20 protein-coding genes are annotated in these 25,293 nt (G+C 62.2%); 7 read left to right on the forward strand and 13 right to left on the reverse strand.

Features of this window, described 5'->3' with window-relative positions; all coding sequences use genetic code 11:
* Positions 1-36: 36 nt before the first annotated feature.
* Positions 37-1,329, forward strand: a complete 1,293-nt coding sequence (locus tag FHE74_RS02815) for a cryptochrome/photolyase family protein (RefSeq protein ID WP_139464980.1) — start codon at positions 37-39, stop codon at positions 1,327-1,329.
* On the opposite strand, the gene trmD is transcribed toward FHE74_RS02815, so the two are convergent.
* Together trmD and rimM are read right to left on the reverse strand one after the other, a co-directional pair.
* Entirely contained in the window at positions 1,322-2,434 is a 1,113-nt protein-coding gene (trmD, locus tag FHE74_RS02820) for a tRNA (guanosine(37)-N1)-methyltransferase TrmD (RefSeq protein ID WP_139464981.1), read from the reverse strand. The two genes, FHE74_RS02815 and trmD, sit on opposite strands and share 8 nt — an antisense overlap.
* Before the next feature lie 2 nt (positions 2,435-2,436).
* On the reverse strand, positions 2,437-2,940 hold the full coding sequence (rimM, locus tag FHE74_RS02825) for a ribosome maturation factor RimM (protein ID WP_139464982.1): 504 nt from the start codon (positions 2,938-2,940) through the stop codon (positions 2,437-2,439).
* 72 nt (positions 2,941-3,012) lie between these two features.
* Between rimM and deoD the strand changes: the two genes are divergently transcribed.
* The 3 genes from deoD (at position 3,013) to FHE74_RS10615 (ending at position 6,455) form a co-directional block, all read left to right on the forward strand.
* Positions 3,013-3,726, forward strand: coding sequence for a purine-nucleoside phosphorylase (deoD, locus tag FHE74_RS02830; protein ID WP_139464983.1), 714 nt, complete (start codon positions 3,013-3,015; stop codon positions 3,724-3,726).
* Positions 3,726-5,102, forward strand: coding sequence for an MFS transporter (locus FHE74_RS02835; RefSeq protein ID WP_139464984.1), 1,377 nt, complete (start codon positions 3,726-3,728; stop codon positions 5,100-5,102). The genes deoD and FHE74_RS02835 overlap by 1 nt, the downstream gene beginning before the upstream one ends.
* Positions 5,103-5,300: 198 nt before the next feature.
* Positions 5,301-6,455, forward strand: coding sequence for an HNH endonuclease signature motif containing protein (locus FHE74_RS10615; RefSeq protein WP_180339660.1), 1,155 nt, complete (start codon positions 5,301-5,303; stop codon positions 6,453-6,455).
* Here FHE74_RS10615 and FHE74_RS02845 read toward each other — a convergent pair.
* The 3 genes from FHE74_RS02845 to FHE74_RS02855 are packed head-to-tail and all read right to left on the reverse strand — an operon-like array spanning position 6,452 to position 10,001.
* Complete coding sequence (locus FHE74_RS02845) at positions 6,452-8,044, reverse strand: phospho-sugar mutase (RefSeq protein ID WP_139464986.1); 1,593 nt, start codon at positions 8,042-8,044, stop codon at positions 6,452-6,454. The two genes, FHE74_RS10615 and FHE74_RS02845, sit on opposite strands and share 4 nt — an antisense overlap.
* A gap of 4 nt (positions 8,045-8,048) precedes the next feature.
* On the reverse strand, positions 8,049-8,699 hold the full coding sequence (gene deoC, locus FHE74_RS02850) for a deoxyribose-phosphate aldolase (RefSeq protein WP_139464987.1): 651 nt from the start codon (positions 8,697-8,699) through the stop codon (positions 8,049-8,051).
* 21 nt (positions 8,700-8,720) lie between these two features.
* Positions 8,721-10,001, reverse strand: coding sequence for a thymidine phosphorylase (locus FHE74_RS02855; RefSeq protein WP_139464988.1), 1,281 nt, complete (start codon positions 9,999-10,001; stop codon positions 8,721-8,723).
* 151 nt (positions 10,002-10,152) lie between these two features.
* Here FHE74_RS02855 and FHE74_RS02860 point away from each other — a divergent pair, with 151 nt between their 5' ends.
* Both FHE74_RS02860 and FHE74_RS02865 read left to right on the forward strand, forming a co-directional pair.
* Positions 10,153-10,560, forward strand: a complete 408-nt coding sequence (locus tag FHE74_RS02860; protein ID WP_139464989.1) for a cytidine deaminase — start codon at positions 10,153-10,155, stop codon at positions 10,558-10,560.
* Positions 10,561-10,598: 38 nt separating this feature from the next.
* A complete protein-coding gene (locus FHE74_RS02865) occupies positions 10,599-11,816 on the forward strand; it encodes a NupC/NupG family nucleoside CNT transporter (protein ID WP_139464990.1) in 1,218 nt (405 codons plus the stop codon).
* Here the strand turns inward: FHE74_RS02865 and FHE74_RS02870 are convergent.
* Together FHE74_RS02870 and rpsP are read right to left on the reverse strand one after the other, a co-directional pair.
* On the reverse strand, positions 11,809-12,750 hold the full coding sequence (locus tag FHE74_RS02870) for a sugar-binding transcriptional regulator (RefSeq protein WP_139464991.1): 942 nt from the start codon (positions 12,748-12,750) through the stop codon (positions 11,809-11,811). The two genes, FHE74_RS02865 and FHE74_RS02870, sit on opposite strands and share 8 nt — an antisense overlap.
* 77 nt (positions 12,751-12,827) lie before the next feature.
* Complete coding sequence (gene rpsP / locus FHE74_RS02875; protein WP_139464992.1) at positions 12,828-13,340, reverse strand: 30S ribosomal protein S16; 513 nt, start codon at positions 13,338-13,340, stop codon at positions 12,828-12,830.
* Between the two features lie 260 nt (positions 13,341-13,600).
* Here rpsP and FHE74_RS02880 point away from each other — a divergent pair, with 260 nt between their 5' ends.
* Positions 13,601-14,809: a glycosyltransferase 87 family protein gene (locus FHE74_RS02880; protein ID WP_180339661.1), complete on the forward strand. Its 1,209-nt coding sequence runs from the start codon at positions 13,601-13,603 to the stop codon at positions 14,807-14,809.
* On the opposite strand, the gene ffh is transcribed toward FHE74_RS02880, so the two are convergent.
* The 6 genes from ffh to FHE74_RS02910 form a co-directional block, all read right to left on the reverse strand.
* Positions 14,781-16,385 carry a signal recognition particle protein gene (ffh, locus tag FHE74_RS02885; RefSeq protein ID WP_139464994.1) on the reverse strand — a complete coding sequence of 535 codons (1,605 nt, stop codon included), beginning with the start codon at positions 16,383-16,385 and terminating at the stop codon, positions 14,781-14,783. The two genes, FHE74_RS02880 and ffh, sit on opposite strands and share 29 nt — an antisense overlap.
* Before the next feature lie 59 nt (positions 16,386-16,444).
* Positions 16,445-18,538 (reverse strand): [protein-PII] uridylyltransferase, encoded by a 2,094-nt coding sequence (locus tag FHE74_RS02890; RefSeq protein ID WP_139464995.1) that lies wholly within the window; start codon positions 18,536-18,538, stop codon positions 16,445-16,447.
* Positions 18,525-18,863: a P-II family nitrogen regulator gene (locus FHE74_RS02895; RefSeq protein WP_139464996.1), complete on the reverse strand. Its 339-nt coding sequence runs from the start codon at positions 18,861-18,863 to the stop codon at positions 18,525-18,527. The genes FHE74_RS02890 and FHE74_RS02895 overlap by 14 nt, the downstream gene beginning before the upstream one ends.
* A 43-nt stretch (positions 18,864-18,906) precedes the next feature.
* Positions 18,907-20,190 (reverse strand): ammonium transporter, encoded by a 1,284-nt coding sequence (locus FHE74_RS02900; RefSeq protein WP_139464997.1) that lies wholly within the window; start codon positions 20,188-20,190, stop codon positions 18,907-18,909.
* Between the two features lie 127 nt (positions 20,191-20,317).
* Positions 20,318-21,733, reverse strand: a complete 1,416-nt coding sequence (ftsY, locus tag FHE74_RS02905; protein ID WP_425456319.1) for a signal recognition particle-docking protein FtsY — start codon at positions 21,731-21,733, stop codon at positions 20,318-20,320.
* A gap of 20 nt (positions 21,734-21,753) precedes the next feature.
* On the reverse strand, positions 21,754-25,236 hold the full coding sequence (locus FHE74_RS02910; protein ID WP_139464999.1) for a hypothetical protein: 3,483 nt from the start codon (positions 25,234-25,236) through the stop codon (positions 21,754-21,756).
* Between the last annotated feature and the right edge of the window lie 57 nt (positions 25,237-25,293).

Genomic DNA, 25,293 nt, shown 5'->3' on the forward strand with positions numbered 1-25,293 from the left:
TTGCCACATCTTAACGGTGCCGCCACCCTGGAAGTCATGAGCGTTCTCATGTGGTTCCGTGACGATCTCCGCCTTAGCCACATCCCGGCCCTCGCCGCTGCTGCCGCCGCCGGGGAGGTCAAGGCGGTCTACGTGTATGAAACCAACACTCGCAGGTTGGGTGGTGCGGCCCGCTGGTGGCTCCACCACTCCTTGCGCTCGCTTATCGACGCCCTTGCCCAGCACGATGTCCCGCTTACCATCGCCCGCGGCGAGGCCCGAGATATCATCCCCCGCTTTGCGCTTCCCGTGTACTGCTCCACGCGCTACCACCAGCCGCTACGCGCGATCGACGACGAGATCGCGGAGATGGTGGATGTCCAGGCCTACGAGGGTTTTCTACTGAGCGAACCAGGTGAGATCCTCACGGGCCAGGGCAAGCCGTACAAGGTGTTCACTCCATTTTCTCGAAAGCTACGGGATTCCCTGCCGCCTAAGTTCGGGGCTATAGAGCTCGGAGAGCTGCGCGGACCTGGTGCTGACGTCGAGCGCTCTGTACAGCAACTGGAGGCACTGCAGCTTCTCGACTCCGCCACCGCGCCGGCGCAACACTGGCAACCTGGCGAGGCTGCCGCGCTGGAACAGCTCGAGTTGTTTGCCGATTCTCTCGCGGGCTACGCGAAGGATCGAGATATCCCCTCCCTGCCGGTGACCAGCCGACTTTCTCCACGTCTTCGATTCGGAGAGCTCTCCCCGCAGCAGGTGTGGGATCGCATCCCCGCGATCAACGATGACGCCCGCGCGTTTCTTAGCCAGCTCATGTGGCGCGACTTCGCCTGGCACAGGCTGTGGGAACATCCGGATTTGGCCACTACCAACGTGCGCCGGGAGTTTGACCGATTCCCGTGGTCCTGGGGCAACGGAGAGGACGACGACGTGCATACTTGGCAGCAGGGCAAGACGGGCATTGAGTTGGTCGACGCCGGAATGCGTGAACTGCTAGCCACCGGGTATATGCACAACCGGGTGCGCATGGTGGTGGGATCATTTCTGACCAAGAACCTGGGCATCCACTGGCGCCACGGCGAGGAATGGTTCTGGGAGATGCTTGTCGACGCCGACCTCGCCTGCAACGCCTTTAACTGGCAGTGGGTGGCCGGTTGTGGAGACGATGCCTCCCCATATTTCCGCATCTTTAATCCCGCCACGCAGGCCAAGCGCTTTGACCCGCAGCGTCGCTACATCAGCCGGTGGATCAAGGAGATCGACTCGGAGGATTACCCCGACCCCATGGTGGACCTGCGCGAATCCCGCCAGGCAGCTCTAGATGCCTACGCGCTGACTAAATAGCCTCCACCGTGGTGCCGTACCACTGAGCAGGCTGGCCCAAGGCCCTCACTACGACCGAGGTGGCCTCCTCTAGGGGCAGCGCGCTCGTGCCTTCGACCACGACGTTGAGCACGGTGTTCCCGGCGCCAAACATGTTGTCCGGGGTGCAGGCGTTGTCCTGCTCTGCGGCCTGAATGGCCTCTGCGAGGTATCCAGCTTTCTTGAGCTTCTTGGCTACCCGCGGCTCCAGGCGTGACCAATCGCGCAGGCTCATCTCTACGTTCAGCCGGGTCCTTACAGGGCGCGCGTACAGCACGAATTTGTCTTGCGCGCTGAGCTCCACGGCGTCGAGAAGCTCGGGGCGCACCAGCTGGGTCTTCAAAAGAGCCTGGTCGCGCCGGTAGCGCTCGATGCGCCCATGATCTCCGCTGAGCAGTACCTCTGGAATCTCCCGCCCGCGCCATTGCCGGGGCTTGGTATAGCACGGGCCCTCGAGCAGGCCGTCGGAGAAAGAGTCCTGCAGATGCGATTCGGAGTTACCCAGCACCCCAGGGATAAGACGAGCGAACGCCTCCACCATGACCAGCACGGCTACCTCTCCCCCGATGAGGACGTAGTCGCCAATGGAGACCTCGCGGACTCGGTAGCGAGTTGCGGCGTCGTCGATCACGCGTTGGTCGATGCCTTCGTAGCGTCCACAGGCGAATACCACGTGCTCCTCCGCGGAAAAGGCCTGGGCGTCCTCCTGGGTGAAGGGCTTTCCGGAGGGGGTAGGAATGATGAGCAACGGGCGGGCTTCCGGAGCAGCTTCATAGCCAGTGAACTCGGCGGGTGTGAGATCGTCGTGCCGCGGCACACTCCGGTGTGGTGCGGCTGTACCCAGCTGGGTTCCCTCGCGCAGAGTGGCCACATCATCGAGAGCGGCCCCGACCACCTCGGGCTTGAGCACCATACCGGGTCCTCCGCCAGCCGGCCGGCCGTCAACTGACTGGTGAGTATCTGTGGCCCAATCCCGGAAGTTGTGCACATGCACTGTCAGGTGGCCGTCCTCAATGGCCTTGCCCAACAGCGCATGGCGCATGGGCTCGAGATATTCGGGGAAGATCGTTAGGACGTCAATGCGCATTTTTACAGCTCGAGGAGCCCGTCCGGCGGGGTCACGGTGACGGTCTGCGCCTCGAGGTCGACTTCGGGAACGATGTCGTAGACGAAGGGGACCATGCCGGTGGAACCGTTATCCAGCTCCACTTCCAACAGCGTGCGACCCGCGGCGTGGGTCACTGCGGTGATGTGGCCGCGCGGGACGTCGTCGATAAGCACCTTCAGTCCCTCGAGCTCGTGGTCGTAGAAGCCGTCGACATCCTCGTCGCTCTCCAAGGGCTCGGCGAAGAACTTCATTCCCCGCAGCGTATCCGCCTCTGTACGGTCTTTGACCTCGGCGAATGTGATCAAGAGGCGCCCCTGGTGCGGGCGGACATGTTCGATGGTGAGGCTACGTTCGCGACCGGTTTGCCGGCCGTTAAGAACCTCGCCTACGGCAAAGCGGACGTCTGGTTCATCGGTGGTCGCCTCAACGGATACCTCACCCCGGATGCCGTGCGACTTGATTACCCGGCCAATCATCAACTCCATGGCAACAACCATAGGTGATGGTTGATAGCTTAATAGGCATCTGACCACCATTTGCCAAGGGAAAGGTAAGCCGTGACTACTGCTACCCCACACATCAATCCAGAAGGCGCCCCCATCGCCGAAACTGTGCTGCTTCCTGGTGACCCTCTGCGAGCGAAGTTCATCGCGGACACTTATCTCGAGGACGTGGTGCAGTTCAACTCGGTGCGCAACATGCTCGGCTTCACCGGTACGTACCAGGGCACTGAGGTTTCGGTCATGGGCTCCGGTATGGGCATTCCGTCGGTGTCGCTGTACTCGTACGAGCTCGTCCACTTCTTTGGCGCTAAGAAGCTGATCCGTGTGGGATCGTGTGGCTCCCTCCAGAAGGACCTCGGGTTGTACGAGGTTGTCGTAGCTCAGGGTGCCTGCACGGACTCGCGCTTCCTGGAGCAGTACAACCTGCCGGGCACCTACGCGCCGATCTCCTCCTACCGCCTGCTCAAGGCGCTAACGGACGAGGCTGACAAGCGCGGCGTGCGCACGCACGTGGGCAACATCCTGTCCTCCGATGTTTTCTACAACGCCGACGAGACCGTCAACGAACGCTGGTCCAAGATGGGCGTGCTCGGCGTGGAGATGGAATCCGCCGGCATGTACGCCGTAGCAGCTGCTGCCGGCGTCGAAGCCCTGGGCGTGTTCACGGTTTCTGACAACATCATGACTGGCGAGGCCACCACCTCGGCCGAGCGCCAGACCGCCTTCACCTCCATGATGGAGCTCGCCCTCCCCTTGGCGGCGATCTAATGAACGACAAGCTCCGCAACCTCGACCCCAAGGCCGCCGTTCCCGTCCTGCTGTTCACCTTCCTGTTCAGCCTGATGGTGGACAATGGCTTTAAGTTCCTCAACCTCCCTATCAGCCAGGACCTGGGGCTGACGGCCACTGAGGTGTCACTGCAGGCAACGCTGGCCGGCATCATCATCGGAATCGGCGCGGTGGTCTACGCCGCACTCTCCGACTCCATCAACATCCGCACGCTGCTGATCACCGGCATTGCCTTGATCGCCATCGGATCGCTCATCGGTTTCGTCGGCCAGATGAGCTGGACCATGGTGCTCATCGGTCGCGTCATTCAGACCACGGGCTTGGCCGCCGCTGAGACGCTGTACGTCATCTACGTGACCAAGCACATGGCGGAGAAGGACCAGAAGACCTACCTCGGTTACTCCACCGCTTGCTTCCAGCTGTCTTTCCTCTTTGGCACGCTGGCCGGCGGCTTCATCGCTACCTACATCGCCTGGCCGTTCATGTTCTTGTTGGCGATGGTCTCTCTGGCCGCAATTCCCGCGGTGCTCAAGAAGATTCCGCCGGAGGAGCACAGCACGTCCCGCCTCGACATCATCGGTTTGTTCTTCGTCGCCGTGTTCGCTGTCTCTCTGGTGCTGTGGACGCAGAAGTTCAACCACCTCTGGCTGATTCCGGCAGTGCTGGGCCTGGCCGCCTTTGTGTGGCACATCCGTAGCCATTCCGAAGCTTTGGTTCGTCCGGACTTTTTCAATCCCCGCTTCTCGACGTCCCTTGTCACCGTGTTCCTGGTGTACTCCACTCAGCTGGGCCTGACGGTGATTGTCTTGCCATTCGCTCTGAACCAGCTGCACGGCTGGGAGCTAGACAACGTCTCCTACCTGCTCGTGCCGGGTTACATCGTGGGCACGCTCGTGGGCGTGTTCTCCGGTGCCATCGGTCGTGTGCTGAACTCGCGCATGACCATGGTCGTTGCCCTCGGCTGCATTGTGCTCGCCCTGGCGCTGGCGGCGCTGTTTATCAACAGCTCGGTTGCCATTTTGGTGATCGCCGTCATCCTTTTCTCGGGCGGTTTCGCCGGAATGTACGCGCCGCTGATGAACACCGCCATGAGCCACATTGACCCGGCCAAGCGCGGAGTCGCAGTGGGCTTCTACAACCTCACCATTAACATCGCTATCCCGCTGGGCATTTCTCTGGCGGCTGCGTTGGTTGACCGTCTCCCCTTCGCTGACGGCTCGGCTGGGCTGTACTCGGCAGTGCTGTGGATCCTGGCAGCTATCGCGATCGCTGGTGCAGCCGTGTTCTTCTTGGCAGACACGGTTCTGTCCGCTCGAGAGCGCCGCACTGGTGGAGTTCCAGTGACCGCACGCTAGAGTTCACAACCCCATCTCTCCCCGCTTTGCCTCATTGGCTGGCGGGGTTTTCGCTTTTCGACGCGCCGCCGCATGCACTCGGACTATGCGCGGCATAGTCGCTCACAGGTTTCTCACACCTTGATTATTGAGGGGCATTGACCCCCGATTCGAACACCTGTACTATCAGGGGCAAAGACATTCACTTCGGGGGACCACATGCTTTTAGCAGTAGACGAATTTGACGATGCCGAGTTACAGCACTTCATATCGAACAACCACGCACGCATGAATCGGGCCAAGGCCTCCTTCATTGCCGCGGTCGCTGAGTTCGATGAACGCGGCCTGTGCCGCTCTGTGTGTGCAGCAACAACCGCCAACTGGCTAGTTCGGGAATTCCATATCGCAGAATCAACGGCCTTTGAGTACGTGCGGGTAGGTAAATTCCTGCGCAAACACCATGTTGTCTCGGATGCCTTTTATGCCCACAAGCTCACGTACTCGGTCGTGCGTTATTTGATGTCGTTTATCGACGACGACACGGATCCCGAAGACGAAGTCAGCATGGTCGAGGCGGCGTGCGAACTCACCCCGACTGAGCTGCGGAGAGCTCTGGGGATTTTTACAAAGCCCAAGCACGACAAATCAGAGGGCATGCAGGTGTCAGTTGGTCAGGACGGGTGGGCCAATCTACGCATACGGCTCAATCCCCGGCACGCTGCAGAAGCCCTTGCTGCACTAAAAATCGGCGAACTATCCAACCGCGGCGAATTGGACAAGATCAGCCGGTTTGGCGCCCCGTTACCCAACCAGATGCTCAGCGCCTTCTTCGGCATGGTCAACATCGTGCGCAACCACCCGACCGCTGCGGCTACCGCTCCGGGGGCCGAAGTCACATATGTAGTGACAGAAGATGGACACAGTGTGCTCAGCGGCCAACCGGAGGCCCAACCCGACGCCATTGTGGCCACGCTGTTTAATTCCAGGGTTCGCACTCTGTTGGTCGATCGCCTTGGCAATGCACAAAAGCTCTCAACACCCCAGAGGTTCGCTACGAACGCACAGGTCAAAGCGCTTCTAGAGCTATGGGGCAAGAAATGCGCAGTCCCGGGATGCTCACACACCAGGTGGTTGGAGTTCCACCACATCACCCCATGGGAAGAGGGCGGTGTGACCAAGACATTTAACTTGCTACCGCTGTGCTCGCATTGCCACTCACTGGTCACAGATGGGCTTGCCAAGATTTGGGTCGACCGCAGCAACCCCGAACTGCTGCACTTCGTATTCGGAGAGCGACACTACATAAGCCAACAGCGCACGCTGCCCATGCTCGCCGACCGCATAGTGGCCGGCGACATGCCCGTAGCGGCTTAGGCAAAGTGCTCGGCGAGCTCCTGCTTGAGCGCATTCGCACGCTCTCGCGCCTGCTCGTACGAGTCGCCTTGAACCTCGATGTAGCACTTCAGCTTCGGCTCGGTACCCGACGGCCGGACCACGATGCGATCCCCTGCAGCGGTATGTAGCAGACGGCCTGGAGTCGGTGGAAGGCCTTCATAACCCGAGCCGAGGTCACTGAACTCGACCACCTGGGAGCCACCCAGCTCGCGGGGAGGATGCGCCACAAAGCCCTCCAGCGCCTTGACCGCCAGCGAGATGTCGCTCATGCGCAGCGTCAATGGCACGGTGACGTAGTAACCATAGGCGGTACCCAAAGCGTCGATGGCGGAGGCGATGCCCACACGGTCAGCCAAATCGGCCACGCGCAGGCACGCAGTGATGCCGTCCTTGTCGCGCACCGCTACCGGGTCAGTGCAGTAACCGAGGGCCTCTTCAAATCCGAAGATGAGTCCCTCTTGACGTCCAATCCACTTGAAGCCAGTCAGGGTCTGGCGGAAGGTCAGACCGTGACGCTTCGCGATCGCACGTAGCAACTGAGAAGAGACAACCGAGCAGGCGACCGTGCCTCCCTCGGCTGCGGAGCTCATGTCCTCGCCGAGCAAGCCACCGACCATGTCGCCGCTGAGTTGTGTCCACTTCCCGTCAGTCTTGATCGCTACGGAGCAGCGATCGGCATCCGGGTCGAGCGCGAGGATGAGTTCGGCGCCCTCGGCCTCCGCGGTTTCCATCGCCAGATCCAGTGCTCCGTCTTCCTCCGGGTTGGGGAAGGCAACGGTGGGGAAATCAGGATCCGGTTCCTGCTGCTGAGCCACCGGAATGACATTGGCAAATCCGGCGTTGGCCAGGGCCTCGGACAGCATTGCGCCACCCACGCCGTGCATGGCGGTGATCACGATCTTGATGTCACGCTCACGCTGGCCGATCAGGCTAACTGCCCGCTCGAGGTAGGCCTGGCGCACCGATTCACCCGCCGGAGTCACATTGTCGGTGGTCCGCACGATCTGATCGGCCGGTGCAGCTTCCGCGATACGCTCGGCGATCTCCTTGTCCGCAGGAGAAATCAGCTGCACGCCACGTTCGTGGTCGTGCTCAACAGCACGACCACCGAGGTAAACCTTGTAGCCGTTGTCCTGTGCCGGGTTATGCGAGGCCGTAACCATCACGCCCGCATCGGCATTGAGGTGGCGCACGGCGAAGGAGGTAAGCGGAGTGGGCTCAGCCGCGGGAAGTAGCGTGACCCGCACCCCGGCCCCGGACAGAGTTTCCGCGGTGGCTTGTGCAAAGTCGGCCGATCGGTGGCGGGCATCGCAGCCAACCACGACATGCGGGGCGTCGATACGCGAGTTCAGCCAGGCCGCCAATCCGGCGGTTGCTCGGGTGACCGTGGCGATGTTCATCAAGGACTCTCCGCCACCGATGCGGCCACGCAGGCCGGCGGTACCAAAAGTCAAAGGCCCGGCGAAACGCTCCGCTAGTGCGGCGTCGTCAAGCTCGGAAAGCTCCTGACGAGTGATCGGATCCGGATCGTGGGCGATCCACTCGCTAGCGCGCTGCCGTAGATCCATGGCGCTAGTCCTCTGCGCCGTCGAGGACCGCGGCGCTCGAGGAGCATCCCAGGCGGGTCGCACCAGCGTCGATCATGGTCACAGCGGTGGCGTAATCACGGATGCCACCAGAGGCCTTGATGCCCAGGCGGCCTCCCACAGCAGCGTGCATGACCTCGATCGCGTGGCGGGATGCGCCCCCAGCCGGGTGGAAGCCCGTGGAGGTCTTTACAAACTCTGCGCCTGCGCGCTCTGCGGCGTGACAGCACTCGGTGATGGCCTCGTCGCTCAACACGGCGGTCTCCAGGATCACCTTGAGCAGAGCGTCACCACAGGCCTGCTTAACCTGGCGAATGTCCTCCTCAACGGCGTCGTACTTGCCAGCCACGGCGTCAGCGATGTTGATGACCATATCGACCTCGTCGGCTCCCTGCTCTACCGCGCGTGCCGCCTCAGCAGCCTTAATCTGGGAGTCGTGAGCGCCAGAGGGGAAGCCACAGACGACGGCAACGTGCAACCCCTCGGGTGCCTCGACCGGCAGGCGATTCGGGGACACGCACACGGAGTAGACCCCGAGCTCGGCGCCTTCCTCGACGAGTGCTCGCACGTCGGCATCAGTTGCCTCCGGCTTGAGCAGGGTGTGATCGATGTACTGAGCAAGTTCGGTGCGCTTCATGGGAATTCTCCTTTGTTGTCTTTAGTTCTGCTTCTCGACGGTCGCCAGCACAACTTCGCGTGCCGACGGCTGCTCCTGGGTAATCACGATACCGGGCAGGGCCGAGTCCAAAGCGGGCTCGAAGCGGGACTCCTCATCGGTGTAGAGAGTCGCGATGGGATCGCCCTTGCGAACCTGCTCGCCGAGCGTCTTGTGCAGGCGCACTCCGGCGCCCATCTGGACGGCGTCTTCCTTACGCGCGCGACCCGCGCCCAAACGCCAGGACGCCACGCCGAGGGCGAGAGCGTCGAGGGTTCCCAGGTAGCCGTCTTCTTCGGCAAGGATGTCGTGCTGGTGACGAGCAGTCGGCAGGGTCGCGTCCGGGTCGCCTCCCTGTGCGCTGACCATGCGACGCCAGCGGTCCATGGCACGGCCATCCTGAAGAGCGGCTCGCACATCGACGTCCGTCTTGCCGGCTGCGGCAAGCATGCGCTCGGCAAACTCCACCGTCAACGTCACCACGTCCTCCGGGCCTCCACCGGCGAGAATCTCACGGGTCTCCTCGATTTCCAGGGCATTACCGATCGTCCGTCCCAGCGGCGTAGACATATCGGTGAGTACGGCCGACGTCTCGACCCCGGCGTCGTTGCCCAGATCAACCATGGTGCGTGCCAGGATCTTGGCCTGCTCCAGATCCTTCATGAAGGCACCGGATCCGACCTTGACGTCCAGCACCAGGGAGTCTGCTCCTGCGGCGATCTTCTTGCTCATGATCGAGCTGGCAATAAGCGGGACGGAGTCCACGGTGCCGGTAACGTCGCGCAGCGCGTAAATACGCTTGTCAGCCGGTGCGAGATCCGAACCGGCGGCGGCAATGGCTACCCCCACATCAGTCAGGATCGCACGGAGGCGCTCCGAATCGACATTTACGTTGAAGCCGGCGATGGACTCCAACTTGTCCAGGGTTCCGCCAGTGTGCCCTAGTCCCCGGCCCGAGAGCATAGGCACGCGAACTCCAAAGGCTGCGACGAGCGGGCCAAGCGGCAGGGAGATCTTGTCGCCCACTCCGCCGGTGGAGTGCTTGTCAGCGGTCGGCCCGCCAAGTCCGCTGAAGTCCATGCGCGTACCGGAGCCGATCATGGCGTTCGTCCACGTCACGGTCTCGCGGCGAGACATCCCGTTGAGGAAGATTGCCATGAGGAGCGCCGCGCACTGATCGTCGCCCATCTGCTCTTCGGTGTAGCTGCGGATTGCAAATGCGATTTGCTCGTCGGTGAGCTCATGTCCATCGCGCTTTGCCTTGATGACATCGATGACGTCCATTGCGCCTCGACCACCTTTCGGGTGAAGAAGACTAGATGCCTTCAGTTTCGAACCCGGGTGGAACATTTGTCAACACAAAAAGACACTTTTGTTCCCCCCGTTCGTTTCCCCTGCTAGACCGGGGAGATACCGGGGTTGTAGCATTCCAGTCATGGCCCAATACTCCGACGAAGAGCTCCTCTCGGCCGCCCGCGAAGCAGCCGCTAATGCTTACGCTCCCTACAGTTCTTTTCCCGTCGGCGCAGCCGTCTGGCCTGGTGAAGGCCAGCCTGTTTTCCTCGGTTGCAACGTGGAAAACGCCGCCTACGGTGAAGCAATCTGTGCAGAGCGAAATGCAGTCACCACGATGGTCGCCCAAGGAATTCGACAGGTGGACACTGTGGCCGTCATCGGCCTCAAGGCACACCCCTGCTACCCCTGTGGTGCGTGCCGTCAGGTGCTGCGCGAGTTTGGTTGCCGCCGCGTCGTGGTGGAGGGCCCCGATGGGCGCCCGGTAGCCCACGACTTCTCTGAGCTTTTGCCCTATTCCTTCGGGCCGGACGCGCTGTCTGGCGTCTAGTCCTCTCCCCCGGAACTCACGAAAGACCAAACATTCTCATGGATCGCCTACAAGGCCTCATCGGCATCGCCCTGATCCTCGTGCTGATCATTGGCTTCTCGTCGTCGCGCAAGAATATTAAATGGCGCACGCTCATCGTCGGACTCGTTCTTCAGATCGTGTTCGCCCTGCTGATTATCGGATGGAAGCCCGGCTTCGCAGCCCTGAAGTGGTTCTCCCACCAGATGGAAAAGCTCATCGACTTCACATCTGAGGGCACGTCCTTTGTCTTTGGCCCGCTATTCGGCGAAGACGTCGGATTCATCTTCGCCCTCAACGTGCTCCCCGTGATCATCTTCCTGGGTGCACTCATTTCCGCGGCCTACTACCTGCGCATTCTCCAGTGGTTCGTGGAGATCGTGGGAACCGCCCTGGGCAAGCTGCTGGGCACCTCCAAGGTGGAAAGTGTCTGGGCCTCCACCGTTATCTTCCTGGGGCAGTCCGAGGCTCCGCTGGTTATCCGCCCCTGGCTAAGCAAGCTGACCCGTAGTGAGCTCTACGCCTGCATGACCGGTGGCTTCGCCTCCGTGGCCGGCTCCACCCTGATCGGCTACTCCCTGCTGGGCGCTCCCCTGGAATACCTCCTAGCCGCCTCGGTGATGAACGCTCCCGGTTCCCTGCTGATCGCCAAGACCCTCATTCCGGAGACCGAGGTCTCCACGGCCAGCGCAAATGTTCGCAACATCCGCGATGAGGAAAACCGCAACCTCATCGACGCCCTGGGCTCCGGTGCCTTGGCTGGTGGCCGCATCGCAGTGACGGTCGCCTGCCTGCTCATCGCCTTCGTCGCGTTGATCGCCATGCTCTCCGCAATGGTCGGCGGCATTGGCCACCTGTTCGGGCATGATAACTGGTCGCTCGAGGGGCTGTTCGGTCTGATTTTCGCCCCGCTTGCTTGGGCCATTGGTGTGCCGTGGAATGAGGCTGGCCTGGTAGGTAACTTCATCGGTCAGAAGACCATCATCAACGAGTTCGTCGGTTACACCTCCTTCTCCGAGCACGTTGCTCAGATGAGCGACAAGGCGATCATGATCTCTACCTTCGCGCTCGCCGGCTTTGCCAACCTTTCCTCCATCGCCATCCAGATCGGCGCCTTCGGTGCTCTGGCTCCGGAGCGCCGCTCCGACGTGGCCCAGCTGGGCATGCGCGCCCTGGCTGCCGGCTTCCTCACCAACATGCTGAACGCCGCAATTGTTGGTGTGGTCGCGTTTAGCTAACGTGCTTCTCGACGATCCGGCGAGCCGTCTCCCGGTCGATCACCAGGTGGCTCGCTAGGCCCATGTCCAGCGCCACCGCGATCGCCTGAGCTTTTGCCCGTCCTCCCGCTACCAAGATGCGGGTGGGGCGGGTTTTGAGGTTTTCCAAGGTAATACCTACTGTGCGCCGGTCAATGCTGTCCACGGCAATGGCGCCCTGAGCGTCAAAAAAGCGCGAGCAGGCATCCCCCACCGCATTGGCTTCCAGGATCGCCAGCTCCTCGTCGTTGAGATACCCCAAATTCAAGGGCAGGGACTCTTGAGCGATGTGCCCGACGGTAAACACCGCAACATCTGCGTGCCGCCCGCGCTCCAGGATGTGCGCAATGTGGCGGTCCTGCTCCACCACTTCCTTGACCTCTGCATTGTCAAAGATCACCGGTAGCGGCAGAGTCAGCGCGTTTGCGTGCAACGCCCGACAGAACAGGTTGATCGTGTCCAGGTCGTTGGTCGTGGACTGGGTGTAGCTCATCCCGCCTTTCAGCTGCACCACCTCTACCCCTTCGGTGGCAAGCGGTTCTAAGGCGCGTGCAATGGCGTACATCGTGCGCCCCCAACTCACCCCCACGCAGGCGCCGTCGAAGACTTCTGCTTCAACTACTCGGGCACCTGCTTGCCCGAGCTCATCGAGCAGACTATCCGGATGTGCCGCATCGACGATGTGGACCTGGCGCAGTGCCGGATACATCATGAGGAGCTGATCGGTCAGCTCACCGCGCGCTTCACGCGGGTCATTGACCGTGATGGTGACAAAGCCGCGGTCGCGGGCATGGGCAAGCAGCTTGGCCACCGTCGGACGCGAGACCCCTAACTCGTCGGCAACCTGCGCTTGGCTAAAGCCTGACAGATAATACAGCTTTGCCGAGCGAAGGGCCTGCTCATCCCGCGTATCCATGGAAAAAGCGTAACAAAACGCCGCCCGCCCCCTATCGATGGGAGCGGGCGGCGTTACGCAGCTTAAGAAGCGCAGAATTACTCTGCGGACTTCTCCTCGGCAGCCTCAGCGTCGGCATCAGCCTCGCCTGCAGCAGCGGCCTCAGCCTCAGCCTTGCGGGCAGCCTCTGCCTCGGCAGCAGCCTTGGCCTCAGCCTCTTCCTTAGCCTTCTGCTTCTTCTCGGTGATGGCCTCGATGGTCGGGCCGTCGTTAGCCTCAGCCAGAGCCTGGTTGAACAGGTCAAGCTTGGAAGGCTTCTCCTCGGCAACCTTGAGGGTTCCCTCGGCACCGTCGAGACCCTTGTGCTTCTGCCAGTCGCCGGTCACCTTGAGGATGGCCAAAACCGGCTCGGTCGGCTGAGCACCAACGCCGAGCCAGTACTGAGCGCGCTCGGAGTCGATCTTGATGACGGACGGGTTCTCCTTGGGCTGGTAGATGCCCAGGTTCTCGATCACGCGACCGTCACGACGGGTGCGGGCATCAGCAACCACCACACGGTACTGGGGGTTGCGGATCTTACCCATGCGCTGCAGCTTAATCTTTACGGCCATTGCCATACTCCATTCTTGTCACCGGGCAGTACAGACACTTCACGTCGTGAAGCCGGTTCAACCCTTGGTTTGGTCTGCGAGTGACGTTGTCCGGCCGACCGTGGTCGGGCGCGGCGCTTCGCAGTCATGAACACGAAAAGCCTAGCCGAGCCCCTCACAAAAGACGAAATCGTCCACAAACGGGGCGTGGCGAGGACTGGAAGTAGTTGCCAGTAAATTACATTGATTCTGACCCGGTGGATTTGATGAGGAGATTTTTCGTGCAAGAAGCAGGCACCACTGCATTTCGTCCACGTCTAGTGGGCGCAGGGACCATTTCCCTCTTGCTTGCCGCACTCGGTGCATTCGTCGTCTGGTGCTACCTCGTCGCCGAGGAGAAGACACCACTGACCTGGGTCGTCCCCATCGATCTCGCCATTTACCAAAAAGCAGGCACAGAGGTCAGCAACGGAGGCCTACTGTATGACGCTCCGTATATCTACGACCTCCCCTTTACCTACCCGCCGTTTTCCGGCGTGCTCTTCCAGGGGCTAGCCGGACTCAATGATTACGCCCTGGTCAGCGTTTGGCATGGAGCTATTGCCCTGGTTGTCCTGGCCGTCTTGCTTATGGTGTTGCGGGAACGGGGATTTCGCGTAGGGCCCGTTGGCATTGCCATTGCCCTGCTATTCACCCTGTGCCTCGCCGGGACTGAACCGCTGTCTGGAACTTTCTTCTTCGGCCAGATCAACGTATTCCTCATGGGGCTGGTAGCGCTAGACCTTATCCCCCGGCGGCTGCGACTTCCCGGTGTTGGCATCGGCCTGGCAGCGGGCATCAAACTGACCCCGGCCTTCATGGGCCTGGTGCTGCTCATCCAGCGTCGTTGGTGGGCGGCCGTCGGATCGATCGTGACGTTCTTTATCACTGTGGCCATCGGATTCTGGGGTATTCGTGACGCCAAGGACTTCTGGCTGGATGCCATGTTCGACTCCTCGCGCGTCGGCGAGCACCTCAACCCCGGTGCGCAGTCTCTCAAGTCCGTTCTGATTCGCTTCTTCGACCTGGACTCTTCTGCCGTGTGGGGCCTGGCGGTACTGGCGACTTTCGCTTTGGTGTGTGTGGCTATCTACCGCGCGGTCAAGCGCGAGAACAATACCCTGGCGATGTGCTTTGCCGGTATCGGCGCTTGCCTGATCTCCCCGTTTTCCTGGTTCCACCACTGGGTCTGGGTTCTGCCCTTGGGCTTTGCCATTCTGCTGGGCGTCAACGCACAGCTGGGACGCCGCGCCCACGCGTGGTGGCAGCGTCAGGCAGTGGGCGCAGCGTCCGTGCTCGCGGCCGTCGCTACGCTCGCACCGTTTGCCACCTTGTTGGTGATCCCGAACATGCCTTCAGACTTTTATACGCCAGCAGGATTGCTCATCCTCCTGGCATATGTGGTCTACAGCTTCGCGGTTCCTACTTCTTCCCGCGCAGTCGGTTCATAGCCTCGTTGAAGTCGAGGTTATTGAGGTCAATGTCCTCCATGCCCTTGGGCATCTGCGGCTGTGCCTGAGGCTGCTGCCCCTGCTGCGCCATCTTCTGTAGCTGCGCCATATCCGGCATTCCAGGCATGCCCGGCATGCTCGGCTGCTGCGGGCGGTTCTTCACCGGCTTACGCTTGCCGTTCTTCCCCTTGCGCCCTTTGGGCTTCTTCTTGGTAGCCGAGCGCTGCATGCCGCCCATGCCCATCTGCCCAGCCATCTTGGACATCATCTTCTTGGCCTCGAAGAAGCGCTCGACTAGCTGGTTGACGTCCGAAACGTCCACACCCGAACCAAGGGCGATGCGCTTGCGACGCGAGGCGTTGAGGATCTTCGGGTTCTCGCGCTCCGCCGGCGTCATGCCGCGGATGATGGCCTGGATGCGGTCGATCTGCTTCTCATCCACCATCTCGGCCATCTGATTCATCTGCTTGCCGCCGGGAAGCATCTTGAGCAGATTGCCGATCGGACCCATGCGTCGGATCATGAGCAGCTGGTCGAGGAAGTCGTTGAGCGTGAGCTCTCCGCTGCCGAGCTTCTTGGCGGCAGCCTCCGCCTTCTCCTGGTCCATGACGGACTCGGCCTGCTCGATCAGGCTGAGCACGTCACCCATGCCGAGGATGCGGCTGGCCATGCGCTCCGGGTGGAAGACGTCGAAGTCCTTGAGCTTCTCACCCGTAGAGGCGAACAGAATGGGCTTGCCGGTGACCTCGCGGATGGAGAGCGCAGCACCACCACGGGCATCGCCATCCAGCTTGGTCAACACCACACCGGTGAAGTCCACGCCGTCGGCGAAGGCCTGGGCGGTGCTCACCGCGTCCTGACCAATCATCGAGTCGATGACGAACAGAACTTCATCTGGGTTCACGGCATCGCGGATGTTGCGCGCCTGGGTCATCAGCTCCTCGTCGATGCCCAAGCGACCAGCGGTATCGATGATGACCACATCGTGCTGCGTGCGCTTCGCCTCGGCGATACCACGCCGGGCAACATCAACCGGGTCGCCGTGGGAGGTGCCCATCTCGTGCGCGTGGGAATCCAGGGACGTGCCCGGATCGGGAGCAAAGGTAGGCACCTCTGCCCGCTCACCGACGATCTGCAGCTGCTGAACTGCACCCGGACGCTGCAGGTCACACGCCACCAACATCGGGGTGTGCCCCTGACCAGCCAGGTGCTTGGCCAGCTTTCCGGCCAGCGTCGTCTTACCAGCACCCTGCAGACCCGCCAGCATGATCACGGTCGGCGGGTTCTTGGCCAGGTTGAGGCGACGCGTCTCGCCACCGAGGATCGCCTTAAGTTCCTCGTTGACGATCTTGACAACCTGCTGTGCAGGGTTAAGCGCCGCAGAAACCTCTGCGCCGTTCGCGCGCTCCTTGATGCGGGCAATGAAACCGCGCACAACCGGCAGGGAGACGTCGGCCTCGAGAAGGGCTAGACGGATCTCACGGGCAGTGGCATTGATGTCTGCCTCCGTGAGCTTGCCTTTTCCGCGCAGGCCGGTGAGCGCATTTGTCAAGCGATCGGACAGTGACTCAAACACGTCGCGTAGTTCCTCGCGTTCTGTAAAAAGGGTCAGTTCTAGCGTTTAACCCCACTAGACTAGCGCGAACCAAGTGCGCTGGTCACATTACGCTCCACCTGGGTGCGGTCGACGTCGTCAGCAAAAGACAGCCGAATCACCGACGTCCCACCCGGTGACGACGCAGTGACCCACTCTGGGTTTTCCACGGCGTTGAGCACGGCGCCGATGACTGCCCGACGGTCATCGGTACGCACCTCCAACACCCGTGGTAGATGCCAGCGCACCACGCACGCCCCGGGCTGGGGCTGCGGAAAGCCCGTATGCACCTTGGACTTGTACGACTGGACCAGCGCGGGTGCATCCAGAGCTTGCTCCAGCGTTTGAGTCGTGGGCATGACATCACACTCTGCGATCACGCCGCTATCTGTTCGCTTCATGCGCAGGGAGTTCAGCTCCCACGCCTTTGCGATGAACACCGCAATCAGGCGATGCACATCCTTATGGTGCGCCCCCTGCCAGTACACCGTCAGGTGCCCTGCCTCCCCGCGACGGATGCCTAGGGGCTCGGGTGCGCTTATCGACGGCGCGGCAAACGTGGTCGGCGACAGCGCCGCCCGGGCGCGCTCCCCCAAAACGTGTACTGCGTGCGCCAACGACCGGGTGAGCACGCCTGGTCCGGTGGAGGCGGCGTCGACAAGCGAAAGCGTGCTCAAAAGCTCCACGGTGAGTGAGTCGTACTTGCACGCCGACAGGAACTGAGTCAGTGCCTCGTCCGAGTAGGGATCGTGCCGCGCCGCCAGCTTGGCCAGTGTGGTGTGTTCGCGCACGCTGGTGACTACGCGCTCGGTATCCAGCAGATTGAGCCCCAGGCGTCGAGCTGCGCCGGCCACCATCTCCGCGCCCACCTCTTCGTGCGGTCGGTCCTGCCCCTTGCCCAGGTCGTGGTAGAGCGCAGTCAGCAGGAGAAGATCTGGGCGTGCCACCTCAGTGCGCTTGGCGGCGCAGCCCGCGACCGTAACAAGCGAATGCTGATCAATCGTGTGGATATGGCTGGGCTCGGCCGGCATGCGCCCCCGAACGGAATCCCATTCTGGGATGATGCGCGACCATAGGCCTTCCCGGTCGAGCTCGTTGATCACCCGCGGGCTGTGTTCGGCCGATGCGAGCAGGGCAAATACGTCGCGAGCAGCTGCTGCCGGGAGACGATCCGGGAATTCCGGCAGGCCACGCATCGCGGACAGGGTGGTCGGGTGGAACGGGAGGCCGTACCGCGCAGCCGCAGCGGCAGCACGAGTCAACAGCGCCGGGTCAGCCAGGTTGGGGGTGCGGCTGAGGCTGACGTAACCGTCCCTGTCCACGACGTCGAGCGCCAAGGGAATACTGGTACCGCGCCGAATGCGACGCCGGGACAGGCTACGCGCGTTATCCAATGCTCGGGTCACGGCGTTGTCCACCTCGGTGGCCGCGCTTACCAGAGCTGAGAACAGCGCGTGCCGGTCCGCAAATCCCAGCTCGAGCGCAATATCAGCCGCGAACTCGGGATCGAGGATGTCGCGCGAGCGTCGAGCCGCATGATGCAGCAGTACTCGGATGTCCGCCAGCAGCCGGCGCTGCTCCTTCAAGTCAGGGGCATCCGTGAGGTTTCCCAGCGCCAAGGCATTCAGCAGTTCCAGGTCACGTAGGCCCCCTCGCCCGTGCTTGAGGTCAGGCCTGGTCATGGTGACGAGCGAGCCAGAACGATGCCACCGAGCCACAGCGGTGGAGGCGAACTCGTCGAAACGCCCGGGCAGCGTGCGTCGAAAAGCGTTTAAGACGCCGCTGCGAGCCTGATCCGTCAGTAGCTCGTCGCCACTGATGTGCGTGAGCTCCAGCAGTGCCAAGGCGGCGCGATCATCCTGAGTGACCATCGCGGCGCATTCTTCGGGAGTGCGAATCGAGGCATCCAGACGCAGCGGCGAGTCCCAGACGGGGTACCACAACGACTCATCTACCACGACCGCCTCGGGGCACAGGAGGATCAGGTCCAGATCGGAGTGAGGGGTCATCTCCTCGCGAGCAAAGGAACCGGTGGCCGCCAGAGACGTACCGGCAGGCAGGTTGAGGTGAGCGACGATCTCTGTGGCGCGCTCGAGCGCCTGCCTGCGCAGCTGTGTTGGTTTAGAGGGCGTCATTGTCGCGCTCACCCGTGCGCACACGGATGACGCGTTCGACCGGAGTGACCCAGATCTTTCCGTCACCGATCTTGCCGGTGTAGGCCGCGCGAGCGATGCCCTCGCAGACGTCGTCGACCAGCTCGTCGGGAACAACAACTTCCACCTTGACCTTGGGCACGAAATCCGTGGCGTACTCGGCACCCCGGTACACCTCCGAGTGACCCTTCTGCTGCCCGAATCCTTGGGTCTCCGTCACAGTCATGCCGTGTACGTCCATCTCGGCGAGCTGCTCACGCACGCCAGTCAAGGTGAAGGGCTTTACCACGGCGGTGATCATCTTCATTGGTGTTCCTCCAGTCGTTGTGAGGCTTTAGTTTAGTCCCAGGCTAGTTCGCGGGAAACACGTCGTAGGCGCTCTCGCGGTGCTGCGCGTAATCGATTCCAGAGAACTCATCTTCCTCCGAAATACGCCACCCAAGCACTGCCTTGATAGCCAGCGCGATCCCACCGGTCACCACTGCGGAGAAGGCCATTGCCACCAGGGCGATCACTGCCTGCACGATCAGCAGCTGCAGGCCGGCGTCGGGCGCAAAGAACGCCAGACCGATCGTTCCCCACAGACCCGCTACGAGGTGCACGCCCACCACGTCAAGCGAATCGTCGATGCCCACCCGGAGTTTAAGCCCCACTGCAACGCAGGCGAGAGCACCACCGACCGCACCCAAGATGATCGATTCCAGTGGCATGAGAGCTCCGGCAGCAGGAGTGACTGCCACCAAGCCGGCCACGAGTCCCGATGCCGCTCCCAGGGAGGTGGGACGAGAATCGCGGAAGATCTCAACGACTAGCCATGCCAACATCGCCGAGGCTGCGGCCGCGGTCGTATTCAACCAGGCCACCCCAGCAAGGCCATCGGCAGCGAAGGCCGACCCCGCATTGAATCCGAACCAACCGAACCACAGCAGTGCGGCGCCCAGCATCACCACGGGAATGTTGTGGGGACGCGTCACGCTCGTGCCAAATCCCTGACGCTTGCCCACCACGATCGCCAGCACGAGCGCTGCGGTACCTGCCGAAATGTGCACGACTGTGCCGCCAGCGAAGTCGATTGGCTCAATTCGGGCCGCGTCGTCAGCGGTGCCAAACAGCCACGCAGATAGTGACGTCGCCGAGCCCGAGAGCAGACCCCCGCCCCACACCATGTGGGCAAGCGGGTAGTAGACGAGGGTTACCCAAAGGGCACAGAAGGCGACCCAGGCGGAAAACTTCACTCGACCCGCCAGCGAGCCCGAGATGATCGCCGTGGAGATTGCGGCAAACGTCAGCTGGAATGCGACGTCAATGGCCAAGGGGTACGTGTTGTCCCCCTGCACGTAGTTGCCAGCCTCATCGACGATCTGGTTGCGCAACCCGAAGTATTCGAAGGGGTTTGCTACCACGCCCGCGATCGAGTGGGAACCGTACGACATTGACCACCCCCACAGGATGTAGGTAATGGTCACCACCCCGAGTGCCGCAAAACTCATCATCATCATGTTAAGAGTGTGTTTGCGCGAACTCATTCCTCCGTAGAACAGCGCCAGCGCCGGAGTCATCAGCAAGACCAGCGATGCCGACATCAGCACCCATGCAGCATCACCGTTGCTAGCCACAGTGTTTTCGATCTCCATCTCGTCACACCCTCTCTTTATCTATCGGTCTATAGTTTCTTAACTATAGGGCAATAGATAAGTCGGGTACACCTTTTTGGCATAGAAAAAGGCGCCGCCTCACAGCGACGCCTCCATGTGGCCCGAGTTACTTGGAGCCAAGCAGAGCATCCACGAAGCTCTCCACCTCAAAGGGAGCGAGATGATCTGCGCCTTCACCCAGACCCACCAGCTTGACCGGAACCCCCAGTTCCTCCTGCACCTGGAACACGATCCCGCCCTTGGCGGTGCCATCGAGCTTGGTCAGCACAACACCAGTGATATCAACAACGTCCCGGAAGACGCGGGCCTGCATCAAGCCGTTCTGCCCCACCGTGGCATCGATAACGAGCAGAACCTCATCGACGTGAGACTTCTTCTCCACCACACGCTTGACCTTGCCCAGCTGGTCCATCAGTCCGTGCGAGGTATGCAGACGCCCTGCCGTATCCACCAGCACCACATCGGCACCAAGCTCCACACCCTTAGACACTGCGTCGAAGGCAACCGAGGCCGGGTCTGCGCCCTCGGCACCGCGCACGGTGCTTGCACCCACGCGACGTCCCCAAGTCTCCAGCTGGTCGGCCGCAGCGGCTCGGAAGGTATCGGCGGCACCGAGGACCACGGAATGTCCCATGGAGACCAGCACGCGGGCAAGCTTGCCGGTCGTGGTGGTCTTGCCCGTGCCGTTCACACCCACCACCAAAACAACCGCCGGCTTGCCGTCAACGGGCATCGCCTTAATGGAACGGTCCAGCTCCGGGCGGCCGACCTCAATGAGGGTCTCACGCAGCATCGCGCGCGCCTCTGCCTCGGAGTTCACACCGCGTTCTGCGATCTTGGCCCGCAATTCGTTGATCACTCGCTCGGTCACCGGGGCACCGAGGTCAGCCATGATGAGCGTGTCCTCGATCTCCTCCCAGGCGTCCTCGTCGAGCTCACCTGCGGTCAGAATGCCCAGCAGACCCTGGCCAATCGCGTTCTGCGAACGAGAAAGGCGCCCACGCAGTTTGCCCAAACGCCCAGCTGCCGGCTCGATGTCCTCGGCTTCCACGGAGGGCTCGGCGGGCTCGGCGGGCTCGGTGGGCTCAGTGGGCTCAGCGGGGACCGCAGGCTTCTCGACGCTCTCCGCTTCCGGAGCGTAAACCTCCTCCTGGACGCTCTCTTCCTTGGGTTCGAGCGCAGGCTCCGGCTCAACCACATCTGCCGGCTCTGCTACCGGCTCCGGAGCCGGCGCCACGGCCTGCTCGCGAGGCGGGGTCTGGTCAAGCTTGGCGTCCTCGCGCAGCAGACGATCCTTGTCAGCATCGCTGAGGGTTGCCGTACCAAAGGCGAAGTCGCCAGCAGCCTGGTAATTGCCGGACTTCTCCTCGCGCGTAAGCTCCTTCGGCTCGTGCTTTTCTTCGAAGCTAACGGTCTTATCGCGACGTCGTTTAGCCGCAATCGCCGAGACCACGCCCACGACGACGAGTACCGCCACCAGCGCGAGCGCGACCCACATCCATACGTTATCGATCGTCATCATGCCTCCCATAGTGTCACGTTCTAGCGGCGCGCTGCGCTCGCTGCGGCCAGAACCATGGCGTCAGCGGACAGAATGTCGCCGATAACCAGGTCCGGGCACTCGTTTGCCAACTGCGACCAGCCGTCAGCTGCGGCGTCCAAGGTCGCGGACTTGCCCATCATCCCGTGGGCGTGCATGCGCGCAGCAAGCGCGAACACCAACGAAATCACCGGAGCCAACGACCAGGCATTCTGCGGGTCCTCGGTGTTGACGCCATCCAGCTTGTCAAAACGCACGCGGGCCGCAGCGTACAACGCCTTGTTCTTGGAATTCAGGGCACGCAGCAGCTTCACGGCAGACTTGATCAAGCCTTCGTCTGCCACGATGTGATTAAGCAACTCTCGCTTCTTGTACGTCTCAAAGACGGCCATCAACCGCGAGCCATCGTCCATCAACTCGCCAGGAACGATCTCCGTGGAGGAGAAGAACATCGAGATCAGCTGCTCCTGCTGCGCAGGATCCATGTGCGAGATGCGCACGGTCGAGGCGTCAATGCAGGCGGTATCCAGGGTGGAGTCCCGTCCCGTGAGCAGTGTCGACGACAAGTTCTTGCCCACGGACTGCGTGATCTCGGCCATGATCGACTTCAACTCACCAGCGCCTGCCTCCGACTCAATCGTCTCGGCCATCCGACCCAGCAAGAGCAAGCCAGTCACCCACGGCGCACGGGAGTCCGCCAGGTCCTCCTCGCCTGCGCCCCGGAAGGGAACGTTGACCAACCCGGTGGCGATCATTCGGCCTGGTTGGCGCTGTGCTGCCACCAGCGAGTTGGACAAGCCAGTGAGAGCAGCAGCAGGTTGCGCCTGGAACACTTGCTGGGCGACCGTGCGCTCACGCGGCGTGGAACCAAAGTGATCCCAGATCACCGGCAGCACGGAGCGTGCCGACGGCGTGCCCTCGAGCTCACCGGCGACAAAGGCCGACAGGTGTGCCAGGTCGTCGTTTTGCGATTCCAGGTAACCGGGCTGCTCGGCAACCAGTGACGAAGAATGCGGCTTCAGTGGCGGGCGCAGCACGCTGAAACGATCGGCCGAGTGCAACTGCACGATGAGGTCACCGGCGTTGACCAGGTCTTGCGGTAGCGGAGTGATCTCCTCCACCGTCGCCAGGGTGCGGCCCATCGCCCAGGGAGCGGTGGCCGGCCACAGCCAGGCGCCACTGTGCTGGGAATCGTCGAAGCCTTCGAGCACGAGCTGGCCGCCTTCAATCCGCGCGCCCGTAGCCTTGGGCTGCGAGGTGAAGGTGGCCAGAGTGAACGACGCCCTCTTCGAGGCGTACTGATCGATCCACTCCAGCTCCATCCGGCCGGTGGCCATGACCGAGGCATACTTGGTGATGGCCTTCAACGGGGCCGAATAGGTCACCGAGTCCTCCGGCTTGAGCTTGACCGTGGCCACCGGGGTTCCGTGCTGGTTGCGCACGGAAATGGCTGCGTCCTTAATCACGCCGGGAGTGCGCACGCGAACGCTGCCGTCGGGGTCAAGAGAATGCGGTTGGAGCTGCACCCGACTGGTACGCCACATGGGCGGATACTGCCGAACACCCAGCTCAAACTGCAGGGCCGGAGGCGTAAACCGCAACGGCAAGACGTCGCCCTCATCAGTACCCACGGTGAAGTCAGCACTGGCATCCAGGGGATCGACGTCAATGTGTCGCGGAGTGACTTCAAAGTCCTTCTCCCCCGGTCGCACAGTCAGTTCTGCGCGAGAGAGACCACCCGCTGAGGGGATGCGCTGTCCGCTGGAGGGGCCGTCGATATGCGTCGACGCCTGCATCCCCTCGACGATGGCATAGCGGTGCCGGAAAGACTCATTGCGCGGTCCCTTCAGGCGCACGAGATACTCGCCCACCCAGGGCGCGTCGTAGGCTTCCGGGTCAAAGACGACAAAGTCGCCGCCCTGGGCCGGTACCTCCAGCGGCTCCGGTTCGGCGATCTCTTCCGCCGTCTCGCCGACACCGCTGTAAGCGGAAATGGATAGCTGCCAGAGCTCGTCGGTGCCCGACAGGGTCGGCGGGAACTGAGCGACCAACGACTCGGAGTGGACCGGGAGGTGCGTATGCGTGAGCACATTCGGCACGGGCTGGCCCGGGTGCACAAAACGGGGACGCTGCCGAGGATCGATCGAACGCAGCTGCTGCAATGCGCTAGGCGCATCACCTTCGCGCAACACCTGTAGGCTCGCCGCCCGCGAGGCATCAACCCGGCGCGCGCTCCATCCGGTCCACCCGGCAACCGGCATCTCCTCAAGAACCGGCAGCTTCTTGGAGCTCACGGCACAAATGAGCGAGGCATCGCTCGGTGCGACCACGATCAGCTCGGAGTGGTGCAACGACGCTTTGTCCGTAACGTTGTGACCAGCCGCAGAGAAGATAAGCACCGGATCATCCGGATTGACCACGGGAACGTCCCACGTGATCGAGTTAGTCACATCGCTGACGGTGAGCTCCCGCACCTGGCGAGGCAGCGAAACGTCGAGGGCCTCGGCGTACGTGGGCTCGCCCCAGGGGCGTCCCGTGCGATACACCCGGGTTGTGCCGGCCATGCTGACTCGCCACGACACCTCTGGCGCGTTGGGATCCGCCCCCATGGCAGAGCCCACCCGCTGCTCGGGCAGTCGCAGGCACACGCGTCCGCGCCGGGAATCGAAGATCAGCCGGGGGCGCAGCTCGCGCACGGCCACACCAACAGCGCTGGAGCGATCCTCGGTACCCACTGGTCGCTCGCGAAGCTCAGCAACGACAGCTTCCTCCACCAGCCGGGGCAGGCGGTGAGGCAGGTGCGAAAAGTCGCGATCCAGCCACGAGGTGGGATGCTGCTGCGAGAATTCGCGCAGCGCGTTGATGCCCATTACCAGACTGCCCAGCCGCTCCGGGTCGAGCTGAGCGACCTGCGAGGTAAGCATCAGGGCCCGTTCATCCTCCATCCCCTCGCCCGCCTCACCGGAAGCGATGAGCTCAACCTGCTCTTCAGCGGGAGCATCGTTAGCGTCCAAAAAGGTGAGAAGCTCATCCACCTCTGCCGCGGTAATGCCTGCATGGAGGGCGGCGACAGTAGCCATGTCAGCTGAGGAGTCACCGTGCTCGAGGGACACAGCCTGTAGGGCTGCTCTGCCTTGCTCGGCAACGACCTGCTGGTTCGCCTCAGTTGGCTGCAAGCCCAACCCGGCCAAGTACTCGGCGTTGAGCTGGCGCGAATCGGCCAGCCGAGCGGCGCGGGAGATGAGCGAAACGCTGGTCAGAGCCGGGGTGACCGCGAACAGCTCAGAAAGATTCGCACCCGCTGCCACCTGGCGCACCAGGAAGAGTCCGAATAGTCGCTCGATGCGCTCGAGTTGGTCCAGTGTGTAGCCGGCGGTGACAAACCAGGGATGTGCGTCGATATCCCCGGCCAAAGAAAGCTCGGTCTGGGAGGCCCACCCTAGAAGAGAATCAGTGGGATCCGCGAACGGGCTAGACGCACTCATGAATGACAAAACTCCTTGTTGAACACATTGTTTGCACGCGGTACCGAGACTAGCAGC

The organism is Corynebacterium tapiri (assembly GCF_006334925.1).
Taxonomy (GTDB): Bacteria; Actinomycetota; Actinomycetes; order Mycobacteriales; family Mycobacteriaceae; genus Corynebacterium; species Corynebacterium tapiri.

Excerpts from the sequence above, each read along its gene's own strand:
- FHE74_RS02815 (WP_139464980.1), top strand. The coding sequence starts at position 37 with ATGAGCGTTCTCATGTGGTTCCGTGACGATCTCCGCCTTAGCCACATC.
- trmD (WP_139464981.1), bottom strand. The coding sequence starts at position 2,434 with ATGCGCATTGACGTCCTAACGATCTTCCCCGAATATCTCGAGCCCATG.
- rimM (WP_139464982.1), bottom strand. The coding sequence starts at position 2,940 with ATGGAGTTGATGATTGGCCGGGTAATCAAGTCGCACGGCATCCGGGGT.
- FHE74_RS02835 (WP_139464984.1), top strand. The coding sequence starts at position 3,726 with ATGAACGACAAGCTCCGCAACCTCGACCCCAAGGCCGCCGTTCCCGTC.
- FHE74_RS10615 (WP_180339660.1), top strand. The coding sequence starts at position 5,301 with ATGCTTTTAGCAGTAGACGAATTTGACGATGCCGAGTTACAGCACTTC.
- FHE74_RS02845 (WP_139464986.1), bottom strand. The coding sequence starts at position 8,044 with ATGGATCTACGGCAGCGCGCTAGCGAGTGGATCGCCCACGATCCGGAT.
- deoC (WP_139464987.1), bottom strand. The coding sequence starts at position 8,699 with ATGAAGCGCACCGAACTTGCTCAGTACATCGATCACACCCTGCTCAAG.
- FHE74_RS02855 (WP_139464988.1), bottom strand. The coding sequence starts at position 10,001 with ATGGACGTCATCGATGTCATCAAGGCAAAGCGCGATGGACATGAGCTC.
- FHE74_RS02860 (WP_139464989.1), top strand. The coding sequence starts at position 10,153 with ATGGCCCAATACTCCGACGAAGAGCTCCTCTCGGCCGCCCGCGAAGCA.
- FHE74_RS02865 (WP_139464990.1), top strand. The coding sequence starts at position 10,599 with ATGGATCGCCTACAAGGCCTCATCGGCATCGCCCTGATCCTCGTGCTG.
- FHE74_RS02870 (WP_139464991.1), bottom strand. The coding sequence starts at position 12,750 with ATGGATACGCGGGATGAGCAGGCCCTTCGCTCGGCAAAGCTGTATTAT.
- rpsP (WP_139464992.1), bottom strand. The coding sequence starts at position 13,340 with ATGGCCGTAAAGATTAAGCTGCAGCGCATGGGTAAGATCCGCAACCCC.
- FHE74_RS02890 (WP_139464995.1), bottom strand. The coding sequence starts at position 18,538 with ATGACGCCCTCTAAACCAACACAGCTGCGCAGGCAGGCGCTCGAGCGC.
- FHE74_RS02895 (WP_139464996.1), bottom strand. The coding sequence starts at position 18,863 with ATGAAGATGATCACCGCCGTGGTAAAGCCCTTCACCTTGACTGGCGTG.
- FHE74_RS02900 (WP_139464997.1), bottom strand. The coding sequence starts at position 20,190 with ATGGAGATCGAAAACACTGTGGCTAGCAACGGTGATGCTGCATGGGTG.
- ftsY (WP_425456319.1), bottom strand. The coding sequence starts at position 21,733 with ATGATGACGATCGATAACGTATGGATGTGGGTCGCGCTCGCGCTGGTG.
- FHE74_RS02910 (WP_139464999.1), bottom strand. The coding sequence starts at position 25,236 with ATGAGTGCGTCTAGCCCGTTCGCGGATCCCACTGATTCTCTTCTAGGG.